This window comes from Clostridium perfringens (assembly GCF_016027375.1).
Classification (GTDB): domain Bacteria; phylum Bacillota; class Clostridia; order Clostridiales; family Clostridiaceae; genus Sarcina; species Sarcina perfringens.
Genome location: NZ_CP065681.1, coordinates 844,471 through 868,137, shown reverse-complemented (window position 1 = coordinate 868,137; position 23,667 = coordinate 844,471). Strand labels below are relative to the sequence as shown.

The window sequence follows — 23,667 nt, the reverse complement described above, 5'->3', positions numbered from 1 at the left end:
CTTTTCTATATATTAAAGATATTTCTTTATTTCTTCAACTTTGTTTAAGTTTTCCCATGGAAGATCTAAATCTGTTCTTCCAAAGTGTCCATAAGCAGCAGTTTGTCTATATATAGGTCTTCTTAAATCTAAATCTCTTATTATAGCTCCTGGTCTTAAATCAAACACTTTATTTATTATATTAACTATTTCTTCGTCTGATATTTTTCCAGTTCCAAAAGTATCTACTATAATTGATACTGGTTTAGCAACTCCTATAGCATAAGCAACTTGAACTTCTAATTTATCTGCGATTCCTGCAGCAACTAAGTTTTTAGCTACCCATCTAGCAGCGTATGCAGCTGATCTATCAACTTTAGTTGGGTCTTTTCCTGAGAAAGCACCACCGCCGTGTCTTCCATATCCACCGTAAGTATCAACTATGATCTTTCTTCCTGTTAATCCAGCATCTCCTTGAGGTCCACCGATAACGAATCTTCCTGTTGGATTTATATAATACTTAGTATTTTCATCTAATAACTCTGCTGGTATAACAGCTTTTATAACATGTTCCATTAAATCAGCTTGTATTTGTTCTTGAGATACTTCTGGACCATGTTGTGTTGAAATTACTATTGCATCTATTCTAACTGGTTTGTCATTTTCATATTCAACAGTAACTTGTGTTTTTCCGTCTGGTCTTAAGTAAGGTAAAGTTCCGTTCTTTCTTACTTCTGTTAATCTTCTTGATAATCTATGAGCCATAGCTATTGGTGCTGGCATAAATTCTTCAGTTTCATTAGTAGCAAAACCAAACATCATTCCTTGGTCTCCTGCTCCAACTGCATCTATGTCAATTTTTTCTCCAGCTCTTGATTCTAAAGCTTCATCAACACCCATAGCGATATCTGATGATTGCTCATCTATTGTAGTCATAACTGAACAAGTTTCACAGTCGAAACCGTATTTAGCTCTATCATATCCTATGTTCTTTATAGTTTCTCTAGCTATTTTAGGGATATCAACATAACAATTAGTTGTTATTTCTCCCATTACCATTACTAATCCTGTAGTAACAGCTGTTTCACAAGCAACTCTTGCGTTTGGATCTTTTGCAAATATAGCATCTAAAACTGCATCTGAAATTTGGTCGCATATTTTATCTGGATGCCCTTCAGTAACTGATTCTGATGTAAATAATCTTCTCATGGCTAAGGCTATCTTACTATCATAATAAGATAGCTAATTCACCCCTTTCATTTTTATTTATTCCAACCCTGTTTATTTAAACAAATAACTTAATTTATCTTCCCACGATTCAAAATAATATCTTTAAAGCTTAATTAACAAACTTTATTTTAATGCGCGCCTTTAAAATATTTTTGTTAATAAAAAAATCTCTTCTCAAACCTTTAAAGATTTAAGAAGAGATTTTAGTTATACACTAAATTTATCTTCTCTCATCTTGTAAAGAATTTCTTTACCGGAATTGGCACCGTAGTGATTTCTCACTGGTTGCCGGGTTTCATAGGGCCTTTTTCCCTCCACCTCTCTGGATAAGAGTATATAAATACTAATTATTCTATTTTATTAAGATATTATTTTAATAAAGAGACACTTAATTAATAGTGTCTCTTTCTGGTGGTGGAAGAAGGATTCGAACCTTCGAAGTCGTCCGACAACAGATTTACAGTCTGCCCCCTTTGGCCACTCGGGAATTCCACCACATATGGAGCTGATGATCGGACTTGAACCGATAACCTGCTGATTACAAGTCAGCTGCTCTGCCAATTGAGCCACACCAGCATATCAATATTTTGTTTTTTATAAATGGTGGTGGAAGAAGGATTCGAACCTTCGAAGTCGTCCGACAACAGATTTACAGTCTGCCCCCTTTGGCCACTCGGGAATTCCACCACTTGTGGAGCTGATGATCGGACTTGAACCGATAACCTGCTGATTACAAGTCAGCTGCTCTGCCAATTGAGCCACACCAGCGCATTTATTATGTTTTAATGGTGGTCGCAACAGGGATCGAACCTGTGACCCCCTGCTTGTAAGGCAGGTGCTCTCCCAGCTGAGCTATGCGACCTTATTGGTGGTGGAAGAAGGATTCGAACCTTCGAAGTCGTCCGACAACAGATTTACAGTCTGCCCCCTTTGGCCACTCGGGAATTCCACCACTTATGGAGCTGATGATCGGACTTGAACCGATAACCTGCTGATTACAAGTCAGCTGCTCTGCCAATTGAGCCACACCAGCACATTTATTATTTTTCTCTGTCGTTTTGGCTCATCGCCAATCGACAAGACTTAGTATATATTGTTATGCTTTTTATTTCAAACTCAATTTTAGGCTATTTTCAAACATTATGTTAATCTATTTTTAAATTTCTCTCAATTTCTTTATTTTACTTCTTTTTTTCATTTATATTTTCTCTTCAATCAACTCAATATTTATGTATGGACTTAATATATCTTTCATTTCTTTATATTCTTTCTCTTCTAATTTATCCTTAAGTATTTTAAATATATCAATAGCAGCATCTAACTCATCATTTCTCTTAATATGCTCTAATAAAACTCCGTAATCAGTTAAAGATAAATTCTTAGCAATAGACATTAATTTAAACTTATCTGCTTTATTTATCTTTTTAGGAATTGAATATTTATCTACTTTAAATACTTCTTTGCTTTCTTTTGATGATTTCTCCTCAGCTACCTTTTCTTTAGACTTTTCATTTTTTTTGATATTTATAGCATTTTCTTTAGACTTACCTTCTATTTCTATTTCTATTTCTTTTTCTTCTTTTAATTGAGATTTATCTAAATCATTACTTTGCTTATTGTTATTCTCACTTATATTTTCTTTCTCTCTATCTTCTTTTAACTCTTTTTTATTGTTTTCTATAGCCTTTTGTCCATTTTCCTCTTCATTAATATTTAAAATTTCATTCTTTTGATTTTTTACACTCTCTGCTTTTAATTTAGCTTCTTCATAATTTAAGTTAACAAAATACGTCATTGCTCCCATTATTAATGTAGTAAAAAATAGTACTAAAAAACTTAAAAGCCCTTTATTCATAAGTATATTCACCTCCATTTTAATAATTACCACCTAAAATCTTTTTTATACTTCCATTTAATATTTCTAACACTTCCTTCATATAATTAATGAGGAGGTGAAGCCTTGAATAAAATAAAAACTTACTACAAAAATTATTTGGCATATTACGAGATTTCAAATTTTTTAAAAAATCATATAGATGAAAAAACCATTATAGTATGTATAGGAACTGATAAATGTATAGGTGATTGCTTAGGTCCATTAGTTGGTACCCTACTAAGAGAAAAATTCTTTCCTTTAAAAGTATTTGGTACACTTGATTCTCCTATACATGCTCTTAATCTTGATAAAAAAATAACTGAAATATTAAAAACTTATCCTGGTTATAAAATACTAGCCATAGATGCTTGCCTAGGAGATTCTAACTCTATTGGTGAAATTCATGCTAGAAATGAACCTATTCACCCTGGAAAGGGCGTTGGTAAATCCTTAAGAAGTGTTGGAGATATGTCTATAATAGCTATAGTTGATTCCTCCGAAAATATAGACCTATTTACAAGTAGACCAATTAGGTTAAGCTTTATATTAGATATGTCTAAAGTTATTGTAGATTCTTTAATTCACTCCTATTATTTAAAAAACAAAAAAAATTAACTATATATCTCTTAATATTAAGAGATATATAGTTAATTTTACTCATCAATTAATTTCACTTCTAAATCATCCATGCCTAAATTTAATTTTTCAAATGTTTTCAATACTTTACCTGTTCCTTCAGCTACGCATTTTACAGCATCATCAGCAACTCTAACCTTAACGCCTGTCCTTTGTTCAATAAACTTATCTAAGCCATTTAATAAAGCGCCTCCACCAGTCATAAGAATTCCTTCTTCTATTATATCAGCTGCTAACTCAGGTGGTGTTTTTTCAAGAACAGAATGTACAGCTTCACCAATTATGCTAACATCATCTTTTAAAGCAATTCTAAGTTCTTCACTATCTACTGTTATTATTCCTGGTAAACCTGTAACTAGATTTCTTCCCTTTACTTCCATACTTTCTTTTCTATTGCCTTCAACAGCTGTGGCAACATTTATTTTTAATTCCTCTGCTGTTCTCTCACCAATCATAAGTTTATATTTACTTCTAACAAATTTAATTATAGCTTCATCAAATCTATCTCCAGCTACTTTTACAGACTCCCTTATAACAATTCCGCCTAAGGATATTATAGCTATATCTGCAGTTCCTCCACCTATATCTACAACCATATGTCCACTAGCCTTTGATATATCTAATCCTGCTCCTATTGCAGCAGCTAAGGGTTCTTCTATAAGATATACGTTTTTAGCTCCTGAATTCTTTGCAGCATCTATAACTGCTCTTTTCTCAATCCCAGTCGCTTGGCAAGGTATACATATCATTACTTTAGGGGCAGATATTCTTCTATTTCCAACACCCTTCTTGATAAAATACTTTAACATAGCTTCTGTCATCTCGTAATCTGATATAACACCATTTCTCATAGGTCTTAATGCTACTATATTACCTGGTGTTCTTCCTATCATCTGTCTTGCAGCTTCTCCTACTGCTAGAACTTTGTTCTTATTTTTGTCTATGGCTACTACTGAGGGCTCTTTTAAGACTATACCTTTATCTTTCATATAGACAAGAACAGTTGCTGTTCCAAGGTCTATACCCATATCTGTACCTTTTCTCCAAAACCACATGTTTACAACTCCCTAATATATAATAATAATTATTAATTTCTATAAAAATATACATAAATACTAACTTTTATTATATAAGGAATATTTTCATCATTCAACAACTTTATATTTTAACTTAGTTGCCTTTCCACCTCTAATATGTCTTTCAGCTTTATTTAAATCTAATATACTTTTTGCTTCTTCAGCTATATCAGGATTTATCTTAGGCAATCTTTCAGTCATATCTTTATGTATAGTACTCTTGCTTACACCAAAAACTTTAGCTGTTTTTCTTATAGTAGCCCTTGAATAAATAATGTACTGAGCCACTTCTAAAACTCTCTCCTCAATATAATCTTTCAAGAACCTTACCTCCTTAAAAATATTCTTAAATTTTTAATCAGCTGCTTTTTTTATAAGCAGCTGATTATGTATTAAATTATTCTTTTACAGGAATATCTTTTAAGTATTTTTGTGGATCTACTGGCTCCTTAGAATTTTCCATATGGAACATTAAATAATTTTCAGAAACTCTATCACTTGGACTATTTTGAATAGTTTTTCCAATCTTACCTATAGAATCTCCTTTTTTAACATTATCCCCTTCTTTAACTTTAATCTCTGGATCTAAGTTTCCATAAAAACCAACAATACCGTTTTGATGCTCTATTTTAACAAAGCAACCTTCTTTTGAGTTTCCTTTTCCAGCCTCTACAACTTTACCATCACCAATTGCTAAAACTTCAGTTCCCTCAGCAGCTTCTATATCTATTCCTTTATAAACAGATGCACTTTGACCTGATTCATTTAATCTAGGTTCTAAGTTATATAATCTTGTTATAACTCCACCCTTAATTGGTGATGTAAAGCTTTGACTTTGGCTTGAAGTTGCAACTGACTTATCAGCATTATTTGCTTCAGGTTTTACTTCTTCACCATTAGCTTCATTAGATGCAATCTCTTCTGAATCATTTGCTATATCTGTTTTTCCTTCAACTAGTTCAGCATCATCAAAAGTATTACCAGTTGTAGTGCTATTATCCTCTGTATTTTCTATAGTGTTTTCTGCTATATTTTCTTCTACTGTGTTATTTGTGCTTTTATTTGCTACCACTACTCCAACTGTTGCTACTAAACATAGGCAAACAAATAAAACTACATAAAATCCATCCTTTTTAATAAATCTCTTAAATTGGTCTTTTTTATTCATTTTCAACACCTCCGTTTCTAATTCTGTCCATTTATCCTAAATTAATACACCTATATAAATCTTTTTTATAAAAAAAGAACAAGCAAAATTTATTTGCTTGTTCTTCTTATTACTCTATTAAAATTTTATTACTTTCTTCAATTTTACTTCCTTTAAAATAATGTTCTAATATTTCATCATATTTACTGCCTTCCTTTGCCATTACATTAGCTCCCCATTGACTCATGCCAACACCATGTCCATATCCTAAACATTTTATTTTTATGTTGTCATCTAAAACTTCCAATGTAAAATTGGCAGAATTTAGTCCAAATATTTTTCTAAATTCCTTCCCCTTAATGGTAGCTTCCCCTATTTTTATGTCATTTACAGTTCCTCCTGTGTTCCTATTTAATATTTTAACTTCTTCAGTTATATTATTTCCTAAATCACTATTAGGAATAGATTTTTTAATTTTACTCTTAAAATCACTTATAGAAATACTGATTTCACTCTCATATTTAGGTGATATTTCTTCCCCTGGACTTTCAACTGACTTTAAGTAAGGTACATCTTCTGAAAATACAGCAACTGCATCCTCTGTATTTCCTGAACTTGTAGAAAAATATTGAGGATATTTTACTAACTGATCATTATATGATAGAACTTTCCCCTCTGTTTCTTTAACAACTTTTTTTAATTTTTTTAAATATTCATCCCCATCTTTACCCCAAGCTTTTTTCTTTTCATTAATATTTAAATATGCTTGACAATGAGTAGTATCACATATATTTCCTTCCTTTATATTGTTACATCCAGTAATTAATTTATTTATAACAAATGTCCTTGCTAAAATAGACTGAGCTTTCAATGCCTCTTCATGAAAAGTAGCTGGCATTTCACTTGAAACTACAGATAAGACATATTCCTCTAATGGTACTTTTTCCACTTTATTTTCTTTAGATATGTAAACTTCAACTTCCTTTAAGTTAACTACATCAACTAACTTTTTATTTTTAACTTTCTCTACTTTATTATTACTTTCAGCCATACTTGAACTAGATAAAAAACCAAAAAGTATTGGTATAAAAACTATACTCACTATAATTGTTACAATAAAAATTACTGATTCTAAAATTTTTCTATTTATCATAAATCCTCCTAAAACTTATTAATACAGTTTATGTATATGCTAAGTTTTCTAAAACTCGAACTTATAATAAAATTATTTAAAGTAAAAAAAGTCAACAGCACTGCTGTTGACTTATATTCTACTTATGTCAGCACCTAAGGCCCTGAACTTATTTTCTATTTCAACATAACCTCTATCTATATGATATATATCAGTAACTATTGTCTCTCCCTTTGTTACAAGTCCAGCTAAAATCAAAGCAGCTCCTGCCCTTAAATCAGTTGCCTTAACTTCACATCCAGTGAGGTTATCTACTCCTTCAATTAAAGCCGTTCTTCCTTCTACTTGTATGTTTGCACCCATACGTCTTAATTCATCTACATTCATAAATCTATTCTCAAAAACACTTTCAGTTATGATACTGCTTCCTTTTGCTATGCTCAATAAACTCATCATTTGTGATTGCATATCAGTAGGATATCCTGGATAAGGCATTGTTTTTATATTAATTGGCTTTATTTCTTCATTACCCTTTACTATTATACTATTTTCATCATTATGGATATCAAAAAACTCTGTTCCAGCTTCTTTTAACTTAGATATTATAGCTGAACAATGATCTTTATTTACTCCATTTATTTTTATTTCTGATCCTGTTATTGCTGCTGCAACCATAAATGTTCCAGCTTCTATTCTATCATATATAGGAGTGTACTCAGTTGAAGTTAATGAATCAACACCTTCTATTATTATTTTACCTGGTTTTTCAATATAAATTTTAGCTCCCATAGAATTTAAAAAATTAATTAAATCAGTTATTTCTGGCTCCTGAGCTGCATTTTCAATTACCGTAGTCCCTTTAGCCATAGTTGCTGCCATCATTATATTCTCTGTTGCTCCAACTGATGGAAAGTCTAAATATATTTTACTTCCTGTTAATTTTTTTGCCTTTATACATACAAATCCATTGCCACAATTACTATCTTCAGCACCTAATGCTCTAAGCCCTTTCAAATGTAATTCTATAGGCCTAGAACCTATATTACATCCACCTGGCCTAGCTAATTTAAACTCCCCATATTTAGCTATCATTGGCCCCATTATTAAAAATGAAGCTCTCATTTTTTTAACTAAATCCTCACTTGGAATTAAAGGATCTTTATTTAATGGTGGTACAATTAATTTATTTTCTTTCTTATCTATTTTCAAATCATATCCTAATTGCTCCATAACATTACAAATTGTAAAAACATCTTGTAACATTGGTAATTCATTTATTAGTACACCATCAGTAGCTAATATACTTCCTGCGATTATTGGTAAAACTGAATTCTTAGCTGTATTTATATTTACTTCTCCTTTTAATTTCTTTCCACCTTTTACTACTATTTTATCCATATTATCCTCCATTAAAATTATTTTAATATGTTGTGAATATAATAGGAGTTCCTAAAATCAACTTCCTATCTTCCTCATATGTCATAATGGAGTAATTAAACTGGTAATCACTCTTAAGATTAATTATTCCTGTAGTGCCTTTCTCTAGATTTATTCTTTTGTTTTTCTTTACCTTACTCTTACCAATCGATTTTATAAGTTTTTCTTCAATTTCATCTATATTATTATTCTCTCTAATATTCCCTTTTATATAAGTATAATATTTTATATTTTTCATGTTTTTATTATGAATAACTTGAAAATATTCCTTAATATCATTAAAATCAATTCTATTTTTAGAAACAATTACTATTTGAACTCTACTTTTTGAATTTTCTTCTATTAGATTAATATCTAAATTAAATTGCTCTTTTGAAGTATTTAAATATATCTCATTTTCTTTTTCTACTATACTATCAAAATCTTCAATTTTAATATAATCACTAATATTGTTAAACTCATCTTTTATATTTTCATCTGTAATATATTCTATTTTCATACCATACTCTTCTATATTACAAATTTCCTCTTCCACCTTAGAATAAACTTTGTTATCTAAGTTCATAGTGCTTGGACTAAAAATAAGCGAGAAACAAAATAATGCTGCTATAAAAATATTATTATTCATTAATATACCACCCCTCCAATCTAATTATTGTCAAGAGTAGTATTTTTATACATTTACTTCCTGTTATATTATCAATATATTATAATAATCTGAAAAAGTTCTATTAATTACATAAAAATATTTATTAAGAAGAATAATCATAATAAAAAAAGCATACAGTTTCCTGTATGCTTTATATAAATTACATTTCTTTTAACTTTAATCTAGACATAGCTCTTGCTAAGGCTAACTTAGCTCTCTTTTCATCTAGTTCATCAGTCTTATTTTTTAATCTTTCCTCTGCTCTTTGCTTAGCATTCATAGCTCTTGCCTCATCGATTTCTTCAGGCCATTCTGCTGAATTTACACAAAAAGTAACTTCATTATTTTGAACCTTCATTAATCCTGTTGAAGTAAATAAGTATTTACTTTCACCATTCTCATCATCTATTCTTGTAACAGTAGGAACAGTTGCTGTTAAATAAGGTTGGTGACCAGCTAATATTTCAAACTCACCAACAGCATTTTTACATAAGACTCTTGAAACTTCACCTGAAATAAGAACTCTTTCTGGTGTTGTAACAATTAACTTAAATTTATTCATTTTTATTCACCCCTTTTATTGGGCCATTGCTCTAGCTTTTTCTAGTACTTCTTCTATTGTTCCAGCAAATAAGAAAGCTGATTCAGGAACATTGTCATGTTTACCTTCTAATATTTCTTTGAAACCTCTTATAGTTTCTTTTATTGGAACATATCTACCTTGCATTCCAGTAAATTGCTCTGCTACTGTGAATGGTTGTGATAAGAATTTTTGTATTCTTCTTGCTCTAGCAACTATTAATTTATCTTCATCTGCAAGCTCATCAACACCAAGGATAGCTATGATATCTTGAAGTTCTTTATATCTTTCTAATATATGCTTAACTTTTGAAGCAACTTCATAGTGTTCTTCTCCAACAACTCTTGGGTCTAATATTCTTGATGAAGAATCTAGAGGATCAACAGCTGGGTAAATACCTATTTCAGCTATACTTCTTGATAAAACTGTTTTAGCATCAAGGTGGTTGAATGTTGTAGCTGGAGCTGGGTCAGTTAAGTCATCGGCTGGTACGTATACCGCTTGAACTGATGTAATTGATCCATGGGTAGTTGATGTGATTCTCTCTTGAAGAGCTCCCATCTCTGTAGCAAGAGTTGGTTGGTAACCAACAGCTGATGGTATTCTTCCTAATAAAGCTGAAACCTCTGATCCAGCTTGTGAGAATCTGAATATGTTATCTATGAATAATAACACGTCTTGACCTTGGTCTCTGAAGTACTCAGCCATAGTAAGTCCTGTTAAAGCAACTCTCATTCTTGCTCCAGGTGGTTCGTTCATTTGTCCAAATACTAATGCTGTATTTTTTATAACTCCTGATTCCATCATTTCATAGTAAAGGTCATTACCTTCTCTTGATCTTTCTCCAACTCCTGTGAATACAGAAAGTCCACCGTGCTCTTTAGCTATGTTGTTTATAAGCTCTTGGATAAGAACTGTTTTACCAACACCTGCACCTCCAAATAGACCGATTTTTCCCCCTCTTTGGTAAGGTGCTAAAAGGTCGATAACCTTTATTCCTGTCTCAAACATTTGAGGAACAACTGATTGTTCTTCAAATGATGGAGCTGGTCTATGAATTGGATATTTTTCTTCGTTATTAACTTCAGCTCCACTATCTAGTGGTTTACCTAATACGTTAAATATTCTTCCTAATACGCATTCACCAACTGGTACTGATATAGGTGCTCCTGTATCAACAGCTTCTACACCTCTTCTTAGTCCTTCAGTAGCTTCCATAGCTATAGTTCTAACTATATCGTCTCCTACGTGTTGCTCTACCTCACAAACTAAGATTTTTCCATCGTCCATTTTTATGTGTATTGCATTAAATATATTAGGAAGTTCATCATTTGCAAATTTTATATCTACAACTGGTCCAATAACCTGAACTACTTTACCTATATTATTAGACATTTTGAGTACCTCCTTATTTTTGTGCTTCTGCTCCACCAACGATTTCTGATATCTCTTGTGTTATGATACTTTGTCTTATTCTATTGTACTTAGCATCTAATGAGTTTAATAAATCATCGGCATTTTTAGTTGCTCCGTCCATTGCCTGCATTCTAGCACTTTGTTCACTAGCTTTTGAATTAAACATAGCATTCATGAATTTACCTTTTAAGTATGATGAAACTAATGAATCTATTATTTCATCCTCATCAGGTTCGATTAAGAAAGAAACTTTACCTTTTTCTCCAGTTAAGTCTAGTGGTAATAATTTTTCTTCAACAACCTCTTGCTTAACAGGTGAAAAGAATTTAGTATAAACTAAACTTACTTCTCCAAAATTTCCATCAGTAAATTCTTTAACAGCTTTATTCACTATAGTTGATGCATCACCAACGTTTGGTGTATCTCCTAAATCAACATATTCTGCTAAAGTAGAAATCTTGTTTTTCTTAACATAATGGATACCTTTTTTTCCTACTACTACTGCTTCTATGTTTTCAAGATTATTTTCATAGTTATCTCTTACAAAAGCCGCAGTATTACCATTAAATCCACCACATAATCCTGAATCTGATGCTAATAATATTATTAACTTTTTAGGATTATCATTGGGTTTAAGTAAAGGATTATTATTGCTATTTAATGATCCGATTAATTCTCTAGCAATTTCATCTAGACTACTAAAATATTGATTGTTTTCAGTTAGTTTTTGTCTAGCTTTTCTTAACTTAGAAGTGGCAACAAGTCCCATAGCTTTTGTTATTTTTCTTGTGTTTTTGATACTTTTTATTCTTCTTTTAATTTCTAAAAGTCCTGCACCTGCCATTTAAGCTCCACCTCCATTCTTAAAAATGTGGGCATAGCTTTAATTAAAAAGCTATGCTCTTATTTTACATTAAGAATATTTTTTTAAATTCTACTATAGCACTTTCTAAAGCAGATTTTAATTCATCGTCTAAAACTTTCTTATCTAATATAGCTTTACCAATTTCTCTATGATGAGTATCCATATATTCTAAGAATTCTTTTTCAAATCTCTTAATATCTGAAACTTTGATATCTAGTAAGAAATTGTTAACTGCAGCGTATATTATCATAATTTGTTTTTCAACTGCCATTGGCTTATATTGATCTTGTTTTAAGATCTCGATAAGTCTCTTACCTTTTTCAAGTCTTGCTTGAGTATCTTTATCAAGGTCTGAACCAAATTGAGCAAATGATGCTAACTCTCTATATTGAGCAAGTTCTAGTCTTAATGTACCAGAAACTTGTTTCATTGCTTTTATTTGAGCGTTACCTCCAACCCTTGAAACTGATATACCAGGGTTAACAGCTGGTCTTTGTCCTGCGTTGAATAACTCAGTTTCTAAGAATATCTGTCCATCTGTTATTGATATAACGTTAGTTGGGATATATGCTGTTACGTCTCCTGCTAATGTTTCTATTATTGGAAGTGCTGTTAATGAGCCTCCACCATTTTCTTTTGATAACTTAGCAGCTCTTTCAAGTAATCTTGAATGGATGTAGAATACATCCCCTGGGTAAGCTTCTCTTCCTGGTGGTCTTCTAATTAATAGTGACATTGTTCTATAAGCAACTGCGTGCTTACTTAAGTCATCATATATTATTAATACATGCTTACCTTTATTCATGAAGTATTCACCCATTGTACATCCTGAATATGGTGCAATGTATTGTAATGGAGCTGATTCTGATGCTGATGCAGTTACAACTATTGAATAGTCCATAGCTCCTTCTTCAGTTAAAGTGTTAACTATGTTAGCTACTGTTGATTGTTTTTGTCCAATAGCAACATATATACATATAACATCTTTACCTTTTTGGTTAATTATAGTATCTATAGCTATAGCAGTTTTACCTGTTTGTCTATCTCCTATAATTAACTCCCTTTGTCCTCTACCTATTGGTATCATTGAGTCAATTGCTTTGATACCTGTTTGTAGAGGCTCATTAACAGAACTTCTTTCTAAGATACCTGGTGCTGGTACTTCTATAGCTCTGTATCCATCATTTTTAATAGGACCTTTTCCGTCTATAGGTTGACCTAATGAATTAACAACTCTACCTATTAAGTCCTCTCCTACTGGTACTTCAACTATTTTTCCAGTTCTTTTAACGATGTCTCCTTCTTTTATACCTTCTTCAGATCCTAAAAGAACGCAACCAACGTTATCCTGCTCTAAGTTAAGAGCCATACCGAAAACTTGATTAGGGAATTCAAGAAGTTCACCTTCCATACATTCTTCTAACCCGTAAACTCTGGCAACTCCGTCACCTATCTGTATGATAGTACCAGAATCAACAGTTTCTAACTCTTTTTCATAGTTTTTTATTTCATTCTTGATTATAGAAGTTATTTCTTCTGGTTTAATATGCATAGACTCACCTCTATTCTCTCTTAAGCATTATCTGTTTCATATCGTCAAGTCTAGATTTAACAGTACCATCTATAACATCATCGCCAACTCTGACATAAAGTCCTCCAATGATACTTTTATCTATTTCTTGCTTTAATAAAATTTTCTTTGAGTATTTATTTTCTAACTTTGCTACAAGTCTTGTAACTTCATCTTCTGTTAATGGAACAACACTTTTTACCTCTGCAAGTAAAGTATTGTTTCTCTCTAGATGAATTTTTTCCATTTCTTTTAATTTTTCTCTTAGATAAAGTATTCTATCTTTTTCTATAAGAACCATTAAAAATGAAAGTAACTCATCATCTATTTTTCCTTCAAATATGTTTCTGAAAGTCTTTTTCTTTCTTACAGTACTAATTTGAGGATGTTTTATTATTTCATAAAGTTCATTATTTCCATAAATGATATCACAGATTTCTCTTAAATCATTTAAGTATTCTTCAACTTTATTCTTTTCTTCTGCAACTTCATATAGAGCTAAGGCATATCTACGATCTAAATATTCATACATAATTAGATACCTACCTTTTCAATAAAATCATTTATTAATTCTCTATGTTTAGATTCATCAATAGATTCTCCAAGTGCTTTCTCTGAAAGCATTACAGAAATATCAACTACTTGTTGCTTTAACTCGTATTTTACTTTTTCTTCTTCTCTTTGAATTTCAATATTAGCTCTATTTATTATAGCCTCAGCTTCTCTATGAGCATCATCAACTATTTCTTTATAAATTCTATCAGCTTCTTTTTTCTGTTCTTCTCTAAGCTTTCTGCCTTCTTCTTTAGCAGATTTAAGAATTCTTTCATTATCTAATCTTAATCTTCTTGCTTTTTCTGCATCTTCATCGGCCTTTAAGATAGTTTCATCTATAGCCTCTTGTCTTGCATCGATGGCTCTTTTGATTTTGTCCCAGAAAAAATGTTTTAGTATAAGAATTAATATTATAAAGTTAATGATTGTAGCTAATATTCTCATAAAATCTATTTCCATATATCAATCACAGCCTCCCTTCGGAGTCAATTATATTAACTCTATTATCTTTATTTATTAATTACTACAAGTTCTTAATAAAAAGTACGTAATTTGATATTAAGCAACGAATAATAAGATTATTGAAACAACTAATCCATAGATAGCTGTTGCTTCTGAAAGACCAGCTCCCATGATGAATAAACTTTGAATCTTATCTGATGCTTCTGGTTGTCTTGCAGTTGCCTCTAATGCTCCTGCAGTTGCAATACCTATACCTATTCCTGCTCCTATACCTGCTAATACAGCGATACCTGCTGCTAATAACTTCATATCCATTAAAAATTCCTCCTTTTTCAAATCAAATAAAGTTACTTTGATTTGTTTAATTAACTTTTCTTAGTGATCTGCTATAATTTTAATATTTACCATAGTTAACATAGTAAATACTATCATTTGTATTGTTCCATCAAATACATCGAAGAAACCATGTGCTAGTATTGGCATACCTAATTGAGCAAACCAACTTATGTGTCCTAAACCTGAATACATTAAGTCTATTAATAAGGTAGCTGCTAGCATATTACCGAATAAACGTAGTGCAAGAGATACTGGGAAAATAATTCTCTCCATTAAGTTTAAAGGTAACATTAGTGGATAAGGCTTAAAATATCCTTTGATATATCCTCCAATATGACATCTACGTATAGCATTAACATGAACAACAACAAAGGAAGTAATTGCTAATGCCACTGCAACACTTAAATCTTGAGTAGGAGGTGCAAGCCCTATTAACCCATAAAAGTTTAATACAAGTAGGAATATTGCTAAAGTTCCTATATAAGGCACAAAACCAATATAACTTTCCCCCATGTTGCTCTTTACTAAGTTATAAACTGTTTGATAGATTGATTCTAAAACAACTTGTAACTTACCTGGTTTATTTTTAAGATTTCTAGTTGATAATAAAGCAAAAACTATTATAAGAAGCATTGCTGCCCATTGAAAAATAATTGTACTGCTTATTGTCAAACTACCAATCTTAACTGTAAACAATGGTGCAAAGATATCCACGGAATCACTCCCTTTCTATCTTAGTATTAATTTATATATGTATATAAATATTTATTTATTGTTTTTTATAAGGCCTTATTTTTTTTAGTATAAATAAATATTGATATCTGGTGTAAAATGAATCCTATTAAATAAAATGCTAATTCCTTAACATCTCTCATAAAGATTAGTGTAAATAAAAGAATCAAAAGCATTCTTAATACAAAACTTAATTGTATCTTTAAAGCTCCTCTTCTATTACTTATGACTTTGTTAATTACAATTGCATTTGCTGTAAAATTAATTGTTGCAATTGCACTTCCAACTAAAAAAGCCACCCCAAATCTAAAATTAAATAAACTAATTAATAGGGTTGCTATTATTGTTAATAAAATGTTAGTCTTCGTAATTGAAAAAACTAAACTTTTAATTTTAGCGTTCACATATAACCTCCATAGTTCCGCAATGTTACTTTACTAATTATATTCCCGAATCTAATATTAATAAAATTTAAATTTTGGTTGAATTTATTAATATTCTGATATTTTAAAGTGATTTTAACTATTTCCTTCATTTTTACTCTTAAAAACTCTCATTTACTCTTTTACAAATTATTTATGAATGTTTTTGAATTTATTATTTCATTTTTCTGAATTTTTAAATTACTATATAAGAACTTAAATTAAATTTCGATTACTATTTTCGATTTTGAAATCCTTTTTTAAAAGTTTTTGTTATAAAATTGTATATTTTATAGGGTTTTTTATCAAAAAAATTTTAAACCACTATTAAGAATAAAACATACAACTTAAAAGGTTTTGAATAACCTTTTTAATATTTATTCACATTTTTTTATTTTTTTTTTTCAAAATCTAATATTTTAAATATTTTTCTTTACTTTAATCCTATTTTTTTCTATTCTTCTTACTATTATTCATGTTTTTTATAGGAAATTAAATAAATTATCTGTTTTCTAATATGAATTTTTATTCTCAAATTAGTGCATTTTTTTAAATATATTTTTAAACTTAAACATGAATTTTAAATAATTTTTCACAAAAAAAGATACTATCCCAAGATAGGATAGTATCTTTAAAATATATATTATAATAATGGTAAACTTATTATCTTTCTACTATTAAAGCAGTTCCCATTCCTCCACCTATACAAAGTGTTGCTAAACCTCTCTTAGCATCTCTTTTCATCATTTCGTGAAGTAATGTAACTAATATTCTAGCCCCTGAAGCTCCTACTGGATGTCCTAAAGCTATAGCTCCACCATTTACGTTAACTTTACTCATATCAAATTCTAAATCTTTAGCAACTGCTAAACTTTGAGCTGCAAAAGCTTCATTTGCTTCTATTAAATCAAGATCTGCAACTGTTAATCCAGTTCCTTCTAAAGCTTTTTTAGTAGCATAGAATGGTCCATAACCCATAATTGAAGGATCTAATCCTTTTGAACCATAAGAAACTATTTTACAAATTGGAGTTACTCCTAATTCTTTTGCTTTTTCAGCACTCATAACAACTAATGCAGCAGCACCATCATTTATACCTGATGCATTACCAGCTGTAACTGTACCATCTTTTTTGAATGCTGGTCTTAACTTAGCTAATTTTTCAGCAGTTGTTCCAAATCTAGGGAATTCATCAGTATCAAATACTATTGGATCACCTTTTCTTTGTGGAATTACTACTGGAACTATTTCATCTTTGAATTTTCCAGCTTTTATAGCTGCTTCTGCTTTAATTTGAGAATTTGCAGCAAATTCATCTTGCATTTCTCTAGTTAATCCCCATTGTTCTGCTATATTTTCAGCAGTTATACCCATGTGGTATCCATTAAATGCATCTGTTAAAGCATCATTGACCATAGCATCGACCATTTTTCCATCGCCCATTCTTTGACCAAATCTTGCAGTTCTTAAAACATATGGTCCTTGTGACATGTTTTCCATACCACCAGCTACTATTACGTCAGCATCTCCTGCTTTTATCATTTGAGCTGCTAAAGCAACACATCTTAAACCTGAACCACAAACTTTATTTATTGTCATTGAAGGAATTTCAACTGGTAAACCAGCTTTTACAGCTGCTTGTCTTGCAGGGTTTTGTCCTAATCCAGCTTGAATTACATTTCCCATTAAAACTTCATCAACACATTCTGGTTTTACACCAGCTTTATTTAAAGCTTCTTTAATAACTAAAGCTCCTAAATCTACAGCAGGAACATCCTTTAATGAACCACCAAATGAACCTAATGCTGTTCTTACTGCACTTGCAATAACTACCTCTCTCATATCAAAAACCTCCCATTTAGGTAAAAATTTATCAAAAATCTATATTTTTTCTAACTGATTTAATTATAACCATAAATTTACTAGCTTTCAATATTTTTTGTTAAATTTTAAACAATCTTTTTTATTATTTTTTCTCTTTTCGAAAAAAAAGACAGATAATTTAGCTTTATTATAGAAGTCTTTTATTAAAATTTCTATAATATTCTAAATATCTGTCTATTTATACCATTTATTCAAATTATATTTATTAAACTTTTTAACAAAGTCTTATTTACTTATAAATTCTTCTACTTCTTCATCATTTTTTCCAAAGTAATTTAAAATAGCTTTTACTATTCTTTCAGAAGCCTTACCATCTCCATATGGATTTATAGCTTTACTCATTTTGGCATAAGCTTTTTCATCATTTATAAGTGAATTAGCTTCTTCTAATATTTTTTCAACATCAGTACCAACTAATTTAACTGTTCCTGATTGAACAGCTTCTGGTCTTTCTGTAACATCTCTTAAAACTAATACTGGTTTTCCTAAATGAGGAGCTTCTTCTTGTAATCCACCTGAATCAGTCATAACCATAAAGCATTTATTCATTAAGTTATGAGTTTCTTTTGTATCAAGTGGTGGTAAAAGATGTACTCTTTCTTTACCATCAAGATTTTTATAAACAACATCTTTTACAACTGGATTTAAGTGAACAAGGTAAACTAATTCAACATCTTTATTATCTTCAACTATTTTATTTAAAGCTGTACAGATATTTTCTATACCTTCTCCCCAGTTTTCTCTTCTATGTGCAGTTATCATGATAACTTTTTTGTTTTCAAAATCTATTTTATTTAATTCATCATTTTCAAAAACATAGTTATCTTCTACAGTATGTTCCATAGCATCGATTACAGTGTTACCTGTAATTTTTATGTCATTTTCATTTATTCCTTCTCTTAAAAGGTTAGCTTTTGATCCTTTAGTTGGAGCAAAGTGTAAATCAGCTAAAGCACCTGTTAACTTTCTATTCATTTCCTCTGGGAATGGGAAATATTTATCGAAAGTTCTAAGTCCAGCTTCAACATGGCCTACTCTTATTTGTTGATAGAATGCTGCTAATCCTCCCGCAAAAGTTGTTGTAGTATCACCATGTACAAGTATCATATCTGGTTTTTCTTCTGTAAATACTTTTTCTAATCCTTCTAAAACTCTATTTGTTATTCCAGTAAGAGTTTGACGATTTTTCATTATGTCTAGATCAAAGTCAGGCTTTATATCAAATAGTTCTAAAACTTGATCTAACATTTCTCTATGTTGAGCAGTTACACAAACCTTTGATTCTATTTCCGGTCTTTTTTCTAATTCTTTTACTAATGGAGCCATTTTTATAGCTTCCGGTCTTGTTCCAAAGATAGTTAAAACTTTTATCTTTTCCATGAATCATTTACCTCCAAAAATAATTAATAGCTACTTAAAATTAAGTAGCTATTTAAATTATAACTATTTTGTTCCAAATAGTCTATCTCCTGCATCACCTAATCCAGGAACGATATATCCATGATCATTTAATTTCTCATCAATACATGCAACATATATATCAACATCTGGATGAGCTTTTTGTACAAACTCTATTCCTTCTGGTGAAGAAATTAAACACATAAGTCTTATTTGCTTAGCTCCTCTTTTCTTTAAAAGAGTTATAGCATCTGCAGCTGAACCACCTGTAGCTAACATTGGATCAACAACTATTACATCTCTTTCAGCTATGTCTTGTGGTAACTTACAGAAATATTCTACAGGTTGAAGAGTTTCTTCATCTCTGTATAATCCTATATGCCCTACTTTTGCTGCTGGAATAAGTTGTAGCATACCATCTACCATACCTAATCCTGCTCTTAATATTGGAACTATAGCAACTTTTTTACCAGCTAAAACTTTACATTTAGTTTTACAAACTGGAGTTTCTATTTCTATTTCTTCCATAGGAAGATTTCTTGTTACCTCATAAGCCATAAGCATAGAAACTTCACTTACTAGTTCTCTAAAATCCTTAGACCCTGTATTTTTATCTCTTATAAACGCTAACTTATGTAATATAAGTGGATGTGTTATTTCTGTTACTTTACTCATTGTATCTTCCTCCTAAAATTTATATAAAAATATTTTTTATCAAATTATTTTGAATACTTTTCTTCAATAGCTGTTATTTTATCTATTCTATTTTGGTGTCTTCCACCTTCAAATTCTGAATTTAAGAAAGTATCAACTATATCTAACGCTAATCCTGGTCCTACAACTCTCTCACCCATAGCTAGAATATTTGCATTGTTATGTTGTCTTGTTGCATGAGCACTAAATGTATCAGAACATAATGCTGCTCTTATTCCTGGCACTTTATTTGCTGCTATAGATATTCCTATACCAGTTCCGCAGATTAATATACCATATTCAAATTCTTTTTTAGCTACAGCTTCTGCAACCTGTATAGATATATCAGGGTAATCACAAGAATCTGTGCTGTATGTACCAAAATCTTTTACCTCAATACCTTTTTCTTCTAAATGTTTTATCACTGTGTTTTTTAAATTAAATCCACCATGATCACAACCAATTGCTATTTTCATTTCATTAACCTCCATTATACCTGTTTGTTTTAATATATTATTTTAAAAAAAGTGCTTTTTCAATGACTAATAACACTACTTAATTTAAAAAATTAAATAGTAAGTCAAATAAAAAAGCACTTTTTTTATTAACTGGAAGAACACTAAATAAAGGTATTAAACTTTCAAAAAAAACAAATATAGAATTTTTAAAAAATATAAATTCAAAACAGTTCCTTTTTCTCAAAAGTTTCATTTTTATCTAGCTCCTTCCATATATATTCTTAAACTATTGTTATGTCAAATCCACAGGATTTTTTTAATCTATTCATTATGGCTACACCTAAATCTTTTTCCTCAAAAGCCTCAGTTATTATAACATCTACCCCTAAGTCATCAAAAGCTCTAAGCATTTCAAATAAATTTTTTGTTACAGAAGTTAAGTCTTCTCTAGTTCCTAATGATTTTACTATTCCTTCATTGTACATAGAAATTGTTTCATCAGTTGCCATAATTCCGACTTTTAAATCTTCATCTATGTAATTATGCACTATTTCTTTAATTTTTTCAACCATTTTATTTATTGGACCTTGAACCATTCTAACTTTTGCCTTTGGTGCATAATGTTTATACTTCATTCCCGGTGCCTTAGGTTTTGTGTCTTTGTCTAAAGTAGTTAATATAGCTTTATCTATATATACTCCTTCATCTATGTCCTTTAACATCTCTAAAGTTATGCCTCCAGGTCTTAAAACGCATAAATGTTCACCAGTTGCATCTACTATAGTTGATTCTACTCCTATTTCACTTTTTTTAGCTCCTATTATAAAATCAACTCTTCCATTTAAGTCTTCTTCACATCTTTCTATATCTGTAGGACTTGGTCTTCCTGATATATTAGCTGATGGTGCTGCTATTGGAACTCCTGATAGTTCTATTAGCTTTAAGGCTATTTCATCATTTGGCATTCTAACGCCAACTGTATCTAAACCTGCTGATGTAACATCTGAAACTATATCTTTTTTCTTTAATATTATTGTTAAAGGACCTGGCCAAAATTTATCCATTAACTCCTGTGCATATTTAGGTATTTCAGCAACATATTTATCTATATCTTTTTTATCAGCTATATGTATTATTAAAGGATTATCCTGCGGTCTTCCCTTTGCCACAAAAATCTTTTTAACAGCTTCTCCATCTAAAGCATTTGCGCCTAATCCATAAACTGTTTCAGTAGGAAATGCCCCAATACCACCATTTTTTATTATTTCAGCGGCTTCCTCTAAATATTTTATATCTTTATCTATATCTTTTATGAATTGTACTTTTGTTTTCATAAAACAATATCACCTTCATCTTTTATAAATTCTTCTGACCTCTTGCGATCTTTATATTTTCAATACTATCATTTGTATAAGTTGCTGTAACACAATTTTTATAAATGTCATCTAAAAGTTTAAATTTCTTTAAAGCCCCTCTTTTTATTATTATATAATACCATTGTGTTTCCTTGTTTAATTTAATCATCTTATTATAATCCTTGCTTAGTCCAGGATGAACTTTACAAAAGTACTCTCCTACTTGCTTTCCAAATTTACCTTTTCTTCCTTTGTTAGTAAAGACAATTATAATTTTCATATCTTCAAGTTCATTTTCTGTATGAACTAAACCTACTCTATCGCAGTATATATACTTATATTTAGATAACACATTAGGTTTTATTCTTAGAATTCCATTTTCACAAGTATATTCTAATCTTATATTATTAAAATTTTTAATCATAACAATAACTATAAAAATTTCTAAAAAGATTAAATATACTATAAGAAAATCCTTATAAACTTCAAAAAAACAAACCAAAAGAGGTAATAATATTAGAAGTATTACCATAACAAACATGAATCTTTTATATGATTTTTTTTGTTTTTTTATAGCTTTATCTATATCCATAATTATATTCCTCTTTAATTACCATTTTAAAACTATGTATTTTTAAAGCCTTACATTATTCATGTAAGGCTTTGTATATTAAAATTCAGTATTACCCATTGCTTTCATCTTTTGAGCTTGATCTTCAGTAATTAGAGCATTTAATATTTCGTCTATGTCACCTTCTAAGAAACTATCTAATTTATATAAAGTCATGTTTATTCTGTGATCAGTTACTCTTCCTTGTGGATAGTTGTAAGTTCTTATTCTTTCACTTCTATCTCCAGTACCAACCTGACTCTTTCTATCTTCAGCAATACCAGCTAATCTTTCAGCTTCAGCTTGCTCGAATAATCTTGCTCTTAATACTTTCATAGCTTTTTCTTTATTTTTAAGCTGTGATTTTTCATCCTGACATGAAACAACTAATCCTGAAGGTAAGTGAGTTATTCTTACAGCTGAATCAGTTGTGTTAACGCACTGACCACCATTACCTGATGCTCTAAATACGTCTATTTTAATATCTTTATCGTTTATTTCTATTTCTACATCATCAACTTCTGGTAAAACAGCTACTGTAGCAGTTGAAGTATGTATTCTTCCTGAACTTTCTGTATCAGGAACCCTTTGAACTCTGTGTGCTCCACTCTCATATTTAAGTTTTGAATAAGCACCTGCTCCTTTTATCATGAATACAACCTCTTTGAAACCTCCAATGTCAGTTTCATTTGCACTCATTAGTTCAACTTTCCATCTATTCTTTTCAGCGTATTTAGTGTACATTCTGAAAAGATTAGCTGCAAATAGTGCTGCTTCATCTCCACCAGCACCACCTCTGATTTCAACAAATACGTTTTTATCATCATTAGGATCTTTTGGTAGTAAAAGAATTTGTATTTCGTCCTCTAATTCTTTTTTTCTTTCTGTTAAGTCCTTGATTTCAGAGTTTATCATTTCTCTCATTTCTTGATCACTTTCTTCTGAAAGCATCTCTTTGTTAGCTTCTAATTCTTCTGTCGCTTCTTTGTACTCTTTGTACTTATTAACTATAACTTCTAAGTCAGCGTGTTCCTTACAAAGCTTTCTCCACTCTTTTTGGTTAGCCATTATTGAAGGATCACTAATCTTAACTGAAAGTTCATCATATTTATTTTCAATAAAATTTAATCTATCAAGTATCATCTATTATCACTCCGTATACAGATTTT

General features: G+C 30.4%; 25 protein-coding genes, 7 tRNA genes and 1 riboswitch. Of the genes, 1 reads left to right on the top strand and 31 read right to left on the bottom strand.

Annotation, left to right across the window (positions count from 1 at the left end; translation table 11 throughout):
* Positions 1-12: 12 nt before the first annotated feature.
* The 9 genes from metK to I6G60_RS04410 form a co-directional block, all read right to left on the bottom strand.
* Positions 13-1,188, bottom strand: coding sequence for a methionine adenosyltransferase (gene metK, locus I6G60_RS04450; protein WP_003452418.1), 1,176 nt, complete (start codon positions 1,186-1,188; stop codon positions 13-15).
* 248 nt (positions 1,189-1,436) lie between these two features.
* A riboswitch (SAM riboswitch) is annotated at positions 1,437-1,542 on the bottom strand.
* A gap of 76 nt (positions 1,543-1,618) precedes the next feature.
* A tRNA-Tyr gene (locus I6G60_RS04445) sits at positions 1,619-1,704 on the bottom strand.
* Between the two features lie 5 nt (positions 1,705-1,709).
* Positions 1,710-1,785, bottom strand: a tRNA-Thr gene (locus I6G60_RS04440).
* A 25-nt stretch (positions 1,786-1,810) separates the two neighbouring features.
* Positions 1,811-1,896 (bottom strand) — tRNA-Tyr (locus I6G60_RS04435).
* A 5-nt stretch (positions 1,897-1,901) separates the two neighbouring features.
* Positions 1,902-1,977, bottom strand: a tRNA-Thr gene (locus I6G60_RS04430).
* 18 nt (positions 1,978-1,995) lie between these two features.
* Positions 1,996-2,071: transfer RNA gene (locus I6G60_RS04425), tRNA-Val, on the bottom strand.
* 4 nt (positions 2,072-2,075) lie between these two features.
* Positions 2,076-2,161: transfer RNA gene (locus I6G60_RS04420), tRNA-Tyr, on the bottom strand.
* A 5-nt stretch (positions 2,162-2,166) separates the two neighbouring features.
* Positions 2,167-2,242: transfer RNA gene (locus tag I6G60_RS04415), tRNA-Thr, on the bottom strand.
* A 165-nt stretch (positions 2,243-2,407) separates the two neighbouring features.
* Complete coding sequence (locus I6G60_RS04410; protein WP_195237695.1) at positions 2,408-3,082, bottom strand: hypothetical protein; 675 nt, start codon at positions 3,080-3,082, stop codon at positions 2,408-2,410.
* Between the two features lie 87 nt (positions 3,083-3,169).
* Here I6G60_RS04410 and yyaC point away from each other — a divergent pair, with 87 nt between their 5' ends.
* A complete protein-coding gene (gene yyaC / locus I6G60_RS04405; protein WP_003468202.1) occupies positions 3,170-3,700 on the top strand; it encodes a spore protease YyaC in 531 nt (176 codons plus the stop codon).
* A 38-nt stretch (positions 3,701-3,738) separates the two neighbouring features.
* Here yyaC and mreB read toward each other — a convergent pair whose 3' ends face one another.
* The 22 genes from mreB to prfA form a co-directional block, all read right to left on the bottom strand.
* Entirely contained in the window at positions 3,739-4,776 is a 1,038-nt protein-coding gene (gene mreB / locus I6G60_RS04400; protein WP_003452335.1) for a rod shape-determining protein, read from the bottom strand.
* A gap of 90 nt (positions 4,777-4,866) precedes the next feature.
* Complete coding sequence (gene spoIIID, locus I6G60_RS04395; RefSeq protein ID WP_003452341.1) at positions 4,867-5,118, bottom strand: sporulation transcriptional regulator SpoIIID; 252 nt, start codon at positions 5,116-5,118, stop codon at positions 4,867-4,869.
* Between the two features lie 76 nt (positions 5,119-5,194).
* Positions 5,195-5,965: a M23 family metallopeptidase gene (locus I6G60_RS04390; RefSeq protein ID WP_003457419.1), complete on the bottom strand. Its 771-nt coding sequence runs from the start codon at positions 5,963-5,965 to the stop codon at positions 5,195-5,197.
* Positions 5,966-6,074: 109 nt separating this feature from the next.
* Positions 6,075-7,097 (bottom strand): stage II sporulation protein D, encoded by a 1,023-nt coding sequence (gene spoIID, locus I6G60_RS04385; protein ID WP_003457347.1) that lies wholly within the window; start codon positions 7,095-7,097, stop codon positions 6,075-6,077.
* 111 nt (positions 7,098-7,208) lie between these two features.
* The gene (murA, locus tag I6G60_RS04380; RefSeq protein WP_003457368.1) at positions 7,209-8,474 is read right to left on the bottom strand and encodes a UDP-N-acetylglucosamine 1-carboxyvinyltransferase; all 1,266 of its coding nucleotides are present in this window, start codon (positions 8,472-8,474) and stop codon (positions 7,209-7,211) included.
* 22 nt (positions 8,475-8,496) lie between these two features.
* Complete coding sequence (locus I6G60_RS04375; RefSeq protein WP_003457349.1) at positions 8,497-9,141, bottom strand: hypothetical protein; 645 nt, start codon at positions 9,139-9,141, stop codon at positions 8,497-8,499.
* Between the two features lie 181 nt (positions 9,142-9,322).
* Positions 9,323-9,724, bottom strand: a complete 402-nt coding sequence (locus tag I6G60_RS04370) for a F0F1 ATP synthase subunit epsilon (protein WP_003452358.1) — start codon at positions 9,722-9,724, stop codon at positions 9,323-9,325.
* 15 nt (positions 9,725-9,739) lie between these two features.
* The gene (gene atpD, locus I6G60_RS04365; RefSeq protein ID WP_003452277.1) at positions 9,740-11,137 is read right to left on the bottom strand and encodes a F0F1 ATP synthase subunit beta; all 1,398 of its coding nucleotides are present in this window, start codon (positions 11,135-11,137) and stop codon (positions 9,740-9,742) included.
* Between the two features lie 13 nt (positions 11,138-11,150).
* Complete coding sequence (gene atpG / locus I6G60_RS04360) at positions 11,151-12,002, bottom strand: ATP synthase F1 subunit gamma (protein WP_003452288.1); 852 nt, start codon at positions 12,000-12,002, stop codon at positions 11,151-11,153.
* 64 nt (positions 12,003-12,066) lie between these two features.
* A complete protein-coding gene (gene atpA / locus I6G60_RS04355; RefSeq protein WP_003452357.1) occupies positions 12,067-13,575 on the bottom strand; it encodes a F0F1 ATP synthase subunit alpha in 1,509 nt (502 codons plus the stop codon).
* A 10-nt stretch (positions 13,576-13,585) separates the two neighbouring features.
* Entirely contained in the window at positions 13,586-14,125 is a 540-nt protein-coding gene (locus I6G60_RS04350; protein WP_003457416.1) for a F0F1 ATP synthase subunit delta, read from the bottom strand.
* Positions 14,126-14,127: 2 nt separating this feature from the next.
* A complete protein-coding gene (locus I6G60_RS04345; RefSeq protein ID WP_003452454.1) occupies positions 14,128-14,607 on the bottom strand; it encodes a F0F1 ATP synthase subunit B in 480 nt (159 codons plus the stop codon).
* A 99-nt stretch (positions 14,608-14,706) separates the two neighbouring features.
* Positions 14,707-14,925, bottom strand: coding sequence for an ATP synthase F0 subunit C (atpE, locus tag I6G60_RS04340; RefSeq protein ID WP_003452423.1), 219 nt, complete (start codon positions 14,923-14,925; stop codon positions 14,707-14,709).
* 60 nt (positions 14,926-14,985) lie between these two features.
* Complete coding sequence (locus I6G60_RS04335; RefSeq protein ID WP_003452429.1) at positions 14,986-15,660, bottom strand: F0F1 ATP synthase subunit A; 675 nt, start codon at positions 15,658-15,660, stop codon at positions 14,986-14,988.
* Between the two features lie 65 nt (positions 15,661-15,725).
* The gene (locus I6G60_RS04330) at positions 15,726-16,082 is read right to left on the bottom strand and encodes an ATP synthase subunit I (RefSeq protein WP_003482158.1); all 357 of its coding nucleotides are present in this window, start codon (positions 16,080-16,082) and stop codon (positions 15,726-15,728) included.
* Positions 16,083-16,763: 681 nt separating this feature from the next.
* The gene (locus tag I6G60_RS04325) at positions 16,764-17,942 is read right to left on the bottom strand and encodes an acetyl-CoA C-acetyltransferase (protein ID WP_003457425.1); all 1,179 of its coding nucleotides are present in this window, start codon (positions 17,940-17,942) and stop codon (positions 16,764-16,766) included.
* 267 nt (positions 17,943-18,209) lie between these two features.
* Positions 18,210-19,364, bottom strand: coding sequence for a non-hydrolyzing UDP-N-acetylglucosamine 2-epimerase (gene wecB / locus I6G60_RS04320; RefSeq protein ID WP_003452343.1), 1,155 nt, complete (start codon positions 19,362-19,364; stop codon positions 18,210-18,212).
* 63 nt (positions 19,365-19,427) lie between these two features.
* Positions 19,428-20,057 carry a uracil phosphoribosyltransferase gene (gene upp / locus I6G60_RS04315; protein WP_003452430.1) on the bottom strand — a complete coding sequence of 210 codons (630 nt, stop codon included), beginning with the start codon at positions 20,055-20,057 and terminating at the stop codon, positions 19,428-19,430.
* 44 nt (positions 20,058-20,101) lie between these two features.
* A complete protein-coding gene (gene rpiB / locus I6G60_RS04310) occupies positions 20,102-20,551 on the bottom strand; it encodes a ribose 5-phosphate isomerase B (protein ID WP_003457391.1) in 450 nt (149 codons plus the stop codon).
* Between the two features lie 263 nt (positions 20,552-20,814).
* The gene (locus I6G60_RS04305; protein WP_003457388.1) at positions 20,815-21,867 is read right to left on the bottom strand and encodes an L-threonylcarbamoyladenylate synthase; all 1,053 of its coding nucleotides are present in this window, start codon (positions 21,865-21,867) and stop codon (positions 20,815-20,817) included.
* Between the two features lie 22 nt (positions 21,868-21,889).
* Positions 21,890-22,480 (bottom strand): hypothetical protein, encoded by a 591-nt coding sequence (locus I6G60_RS04300; protein WP_003452379.1) that lies wholly within the window; start codon positions 22,478-22,480, stop codon positions 21,890-21,892.
* A 78-nt stretch (positions 22,481-22,558) separates the two neighbouring features.
* Positions 22,559-23,641, bottom strand: coding sequence for a peptide chain release factor 1 (prfA, locus tag I6G60_RS04295; protein ID WP_003452315.1), 1,083 nt, complete (start codon positions 23,639-23,641; stop codon positions 22,559-22,561).
* Between the last annotated feature and the right edge of the window lie 26 nt (positions 23,642-23,667).

Bases quoted from the DNA above. Each gene is read 5' to 3' on its own strand.
- metK (WP_003452418.1), bottom strand. From the start codon at position 1,188: ATGAGAAGATTATTTACATCAGAATCAGTTACTGAAGGGCATCCAGAT.
- I6G60_RS04410 (WP_195237695.1), bottom strand. From the start codon at position 3,082: ATGGAGGTGAATATACTTATGAATAAAGGGCTTTTAAGTTTTTTAGTA.
- mreB (WP_003452335.1), bottom strand. From the start codon at position 4,776: ATGTGGTTTTGGAGAAAAGGTACAGATATGGGTATAGACCTTGGAACA.
- I6G60_RS04390 (WP_003457419.1), bottom strand. From the start codon at position 5,965: ATGAATAAAAAAGACCAATTTAAGAGATTTATTAAAAAGGATGGATTT.
- spoIID (WP_003457347.1), bottom strand. From the start codon at position 7,097: ATGATAAATAGAAAAATTTTAGAATCAGTAATTTTTATTGTAACAATT.
- murA (WP_003457368.1), bottom strand. From the start codon at position 8,474: ATGGATAAAATAGTAGTAAAAGGTGGAAAGAAATTAAAAGGAGAAGTA.
- I6G60_RS04375 (WP_003457349.1), bottom strand. From the start codon at position 9,141: ATGAATAATAATATTTTTATAGCAGCATTATTTTGTTTCTCGCTTATT.
- I6G60_RS04370 (WP_003452358.1), bottom strand. From the start codon at position 9,724: ATGAATAAATTTAAGTTAATTGTTACAACACCAGAAAGAGTTCTTATT.
- atpD (WP_003452277.1), bottom strand. From the start codon at position 11,137: ATGTCTAATAATATAGGTAAAGTAGTTCAGGTTATTGGACCAGTTGTA.
- atpG (WP_003452288.1), bottom strand. From the start codon at position 12,002: ATGGCAGGTGCAGGACTTTTAGAAATTAAAAGAAGAATAAAAAGTATC.
- atpA (WP_003452357.1), bottom strand. From the start codon at position 13,575: ATGCATATTAAACCAGAAGAAATAACTTCTATAATCAAGAATGAAATA.
- I6G60_RS04350 (WP_003457416.1), bottom strand. From the start codon at position 14,125: ATGTATGAATATTTAGATCGTAGATATGCCTTAGCTCTATATGAAGTT.
- I6G60_RS04345 (WP_003452454.1), bottom strand. From the start codon at position 14,607: ATGGAAATAGATTTTATGAGAATATTAGCTACAATCATTAACTTTATA.
- atpE (WP_003452423.1), bottom strand. From the start codon at position 14,925: ATGGATATGAAGTTATTAGCAGCAGGTATCGCTGTATTAGCAGGTATA.
- I6G60_RS04325 (WP_003457425.1), bottom strand. From the start codon at position 17,942: ATGAGAGAGGTAGTTATTGCAAGTGCAGTAAGAACAGCATTAGGTTCA.
- wecB (WP_003452343.1), bottom strand. From the start codon at position 19,364: ATGGAAAAGATAAAAGTTTTAACTATCTTTGGAACAAGACCGGAAGCT.
- upp (WP_003452430.1), bottom strand. From the start codon at position 20,057: ATGAGTAAAGTAACAGAAATAACACATCCACTTATATTACATAAGTTA.
- rpiB (WP_003457391.1), bottom strand. From the start codon at position 20,551: ATGAAAATAGCAATTGGTTGTGATCATGGTGGATTTAATTTAAAAAAC.
- I6G60_RS04305 (WP_003457388.1), bottom strand. From the start codon at position 21,867: ATGAAAACAAAAGTACAATTCATAAAAGATATAGATAAAGATATAAAA.
- I6G60_RS04300 (WP_003452379.1), bottom strand. From the start codon at position 22,480: ATGGATATAGATAAAGCTATAAAAAAACAAAAAAAATCATATAAAAGA.
- prfA (WP_003452315.1), bottom strand. From the start codon at position 23,641: ATGATACTTGATAGATTAAATTTTATTGAAAATAAATATGATGAACTT.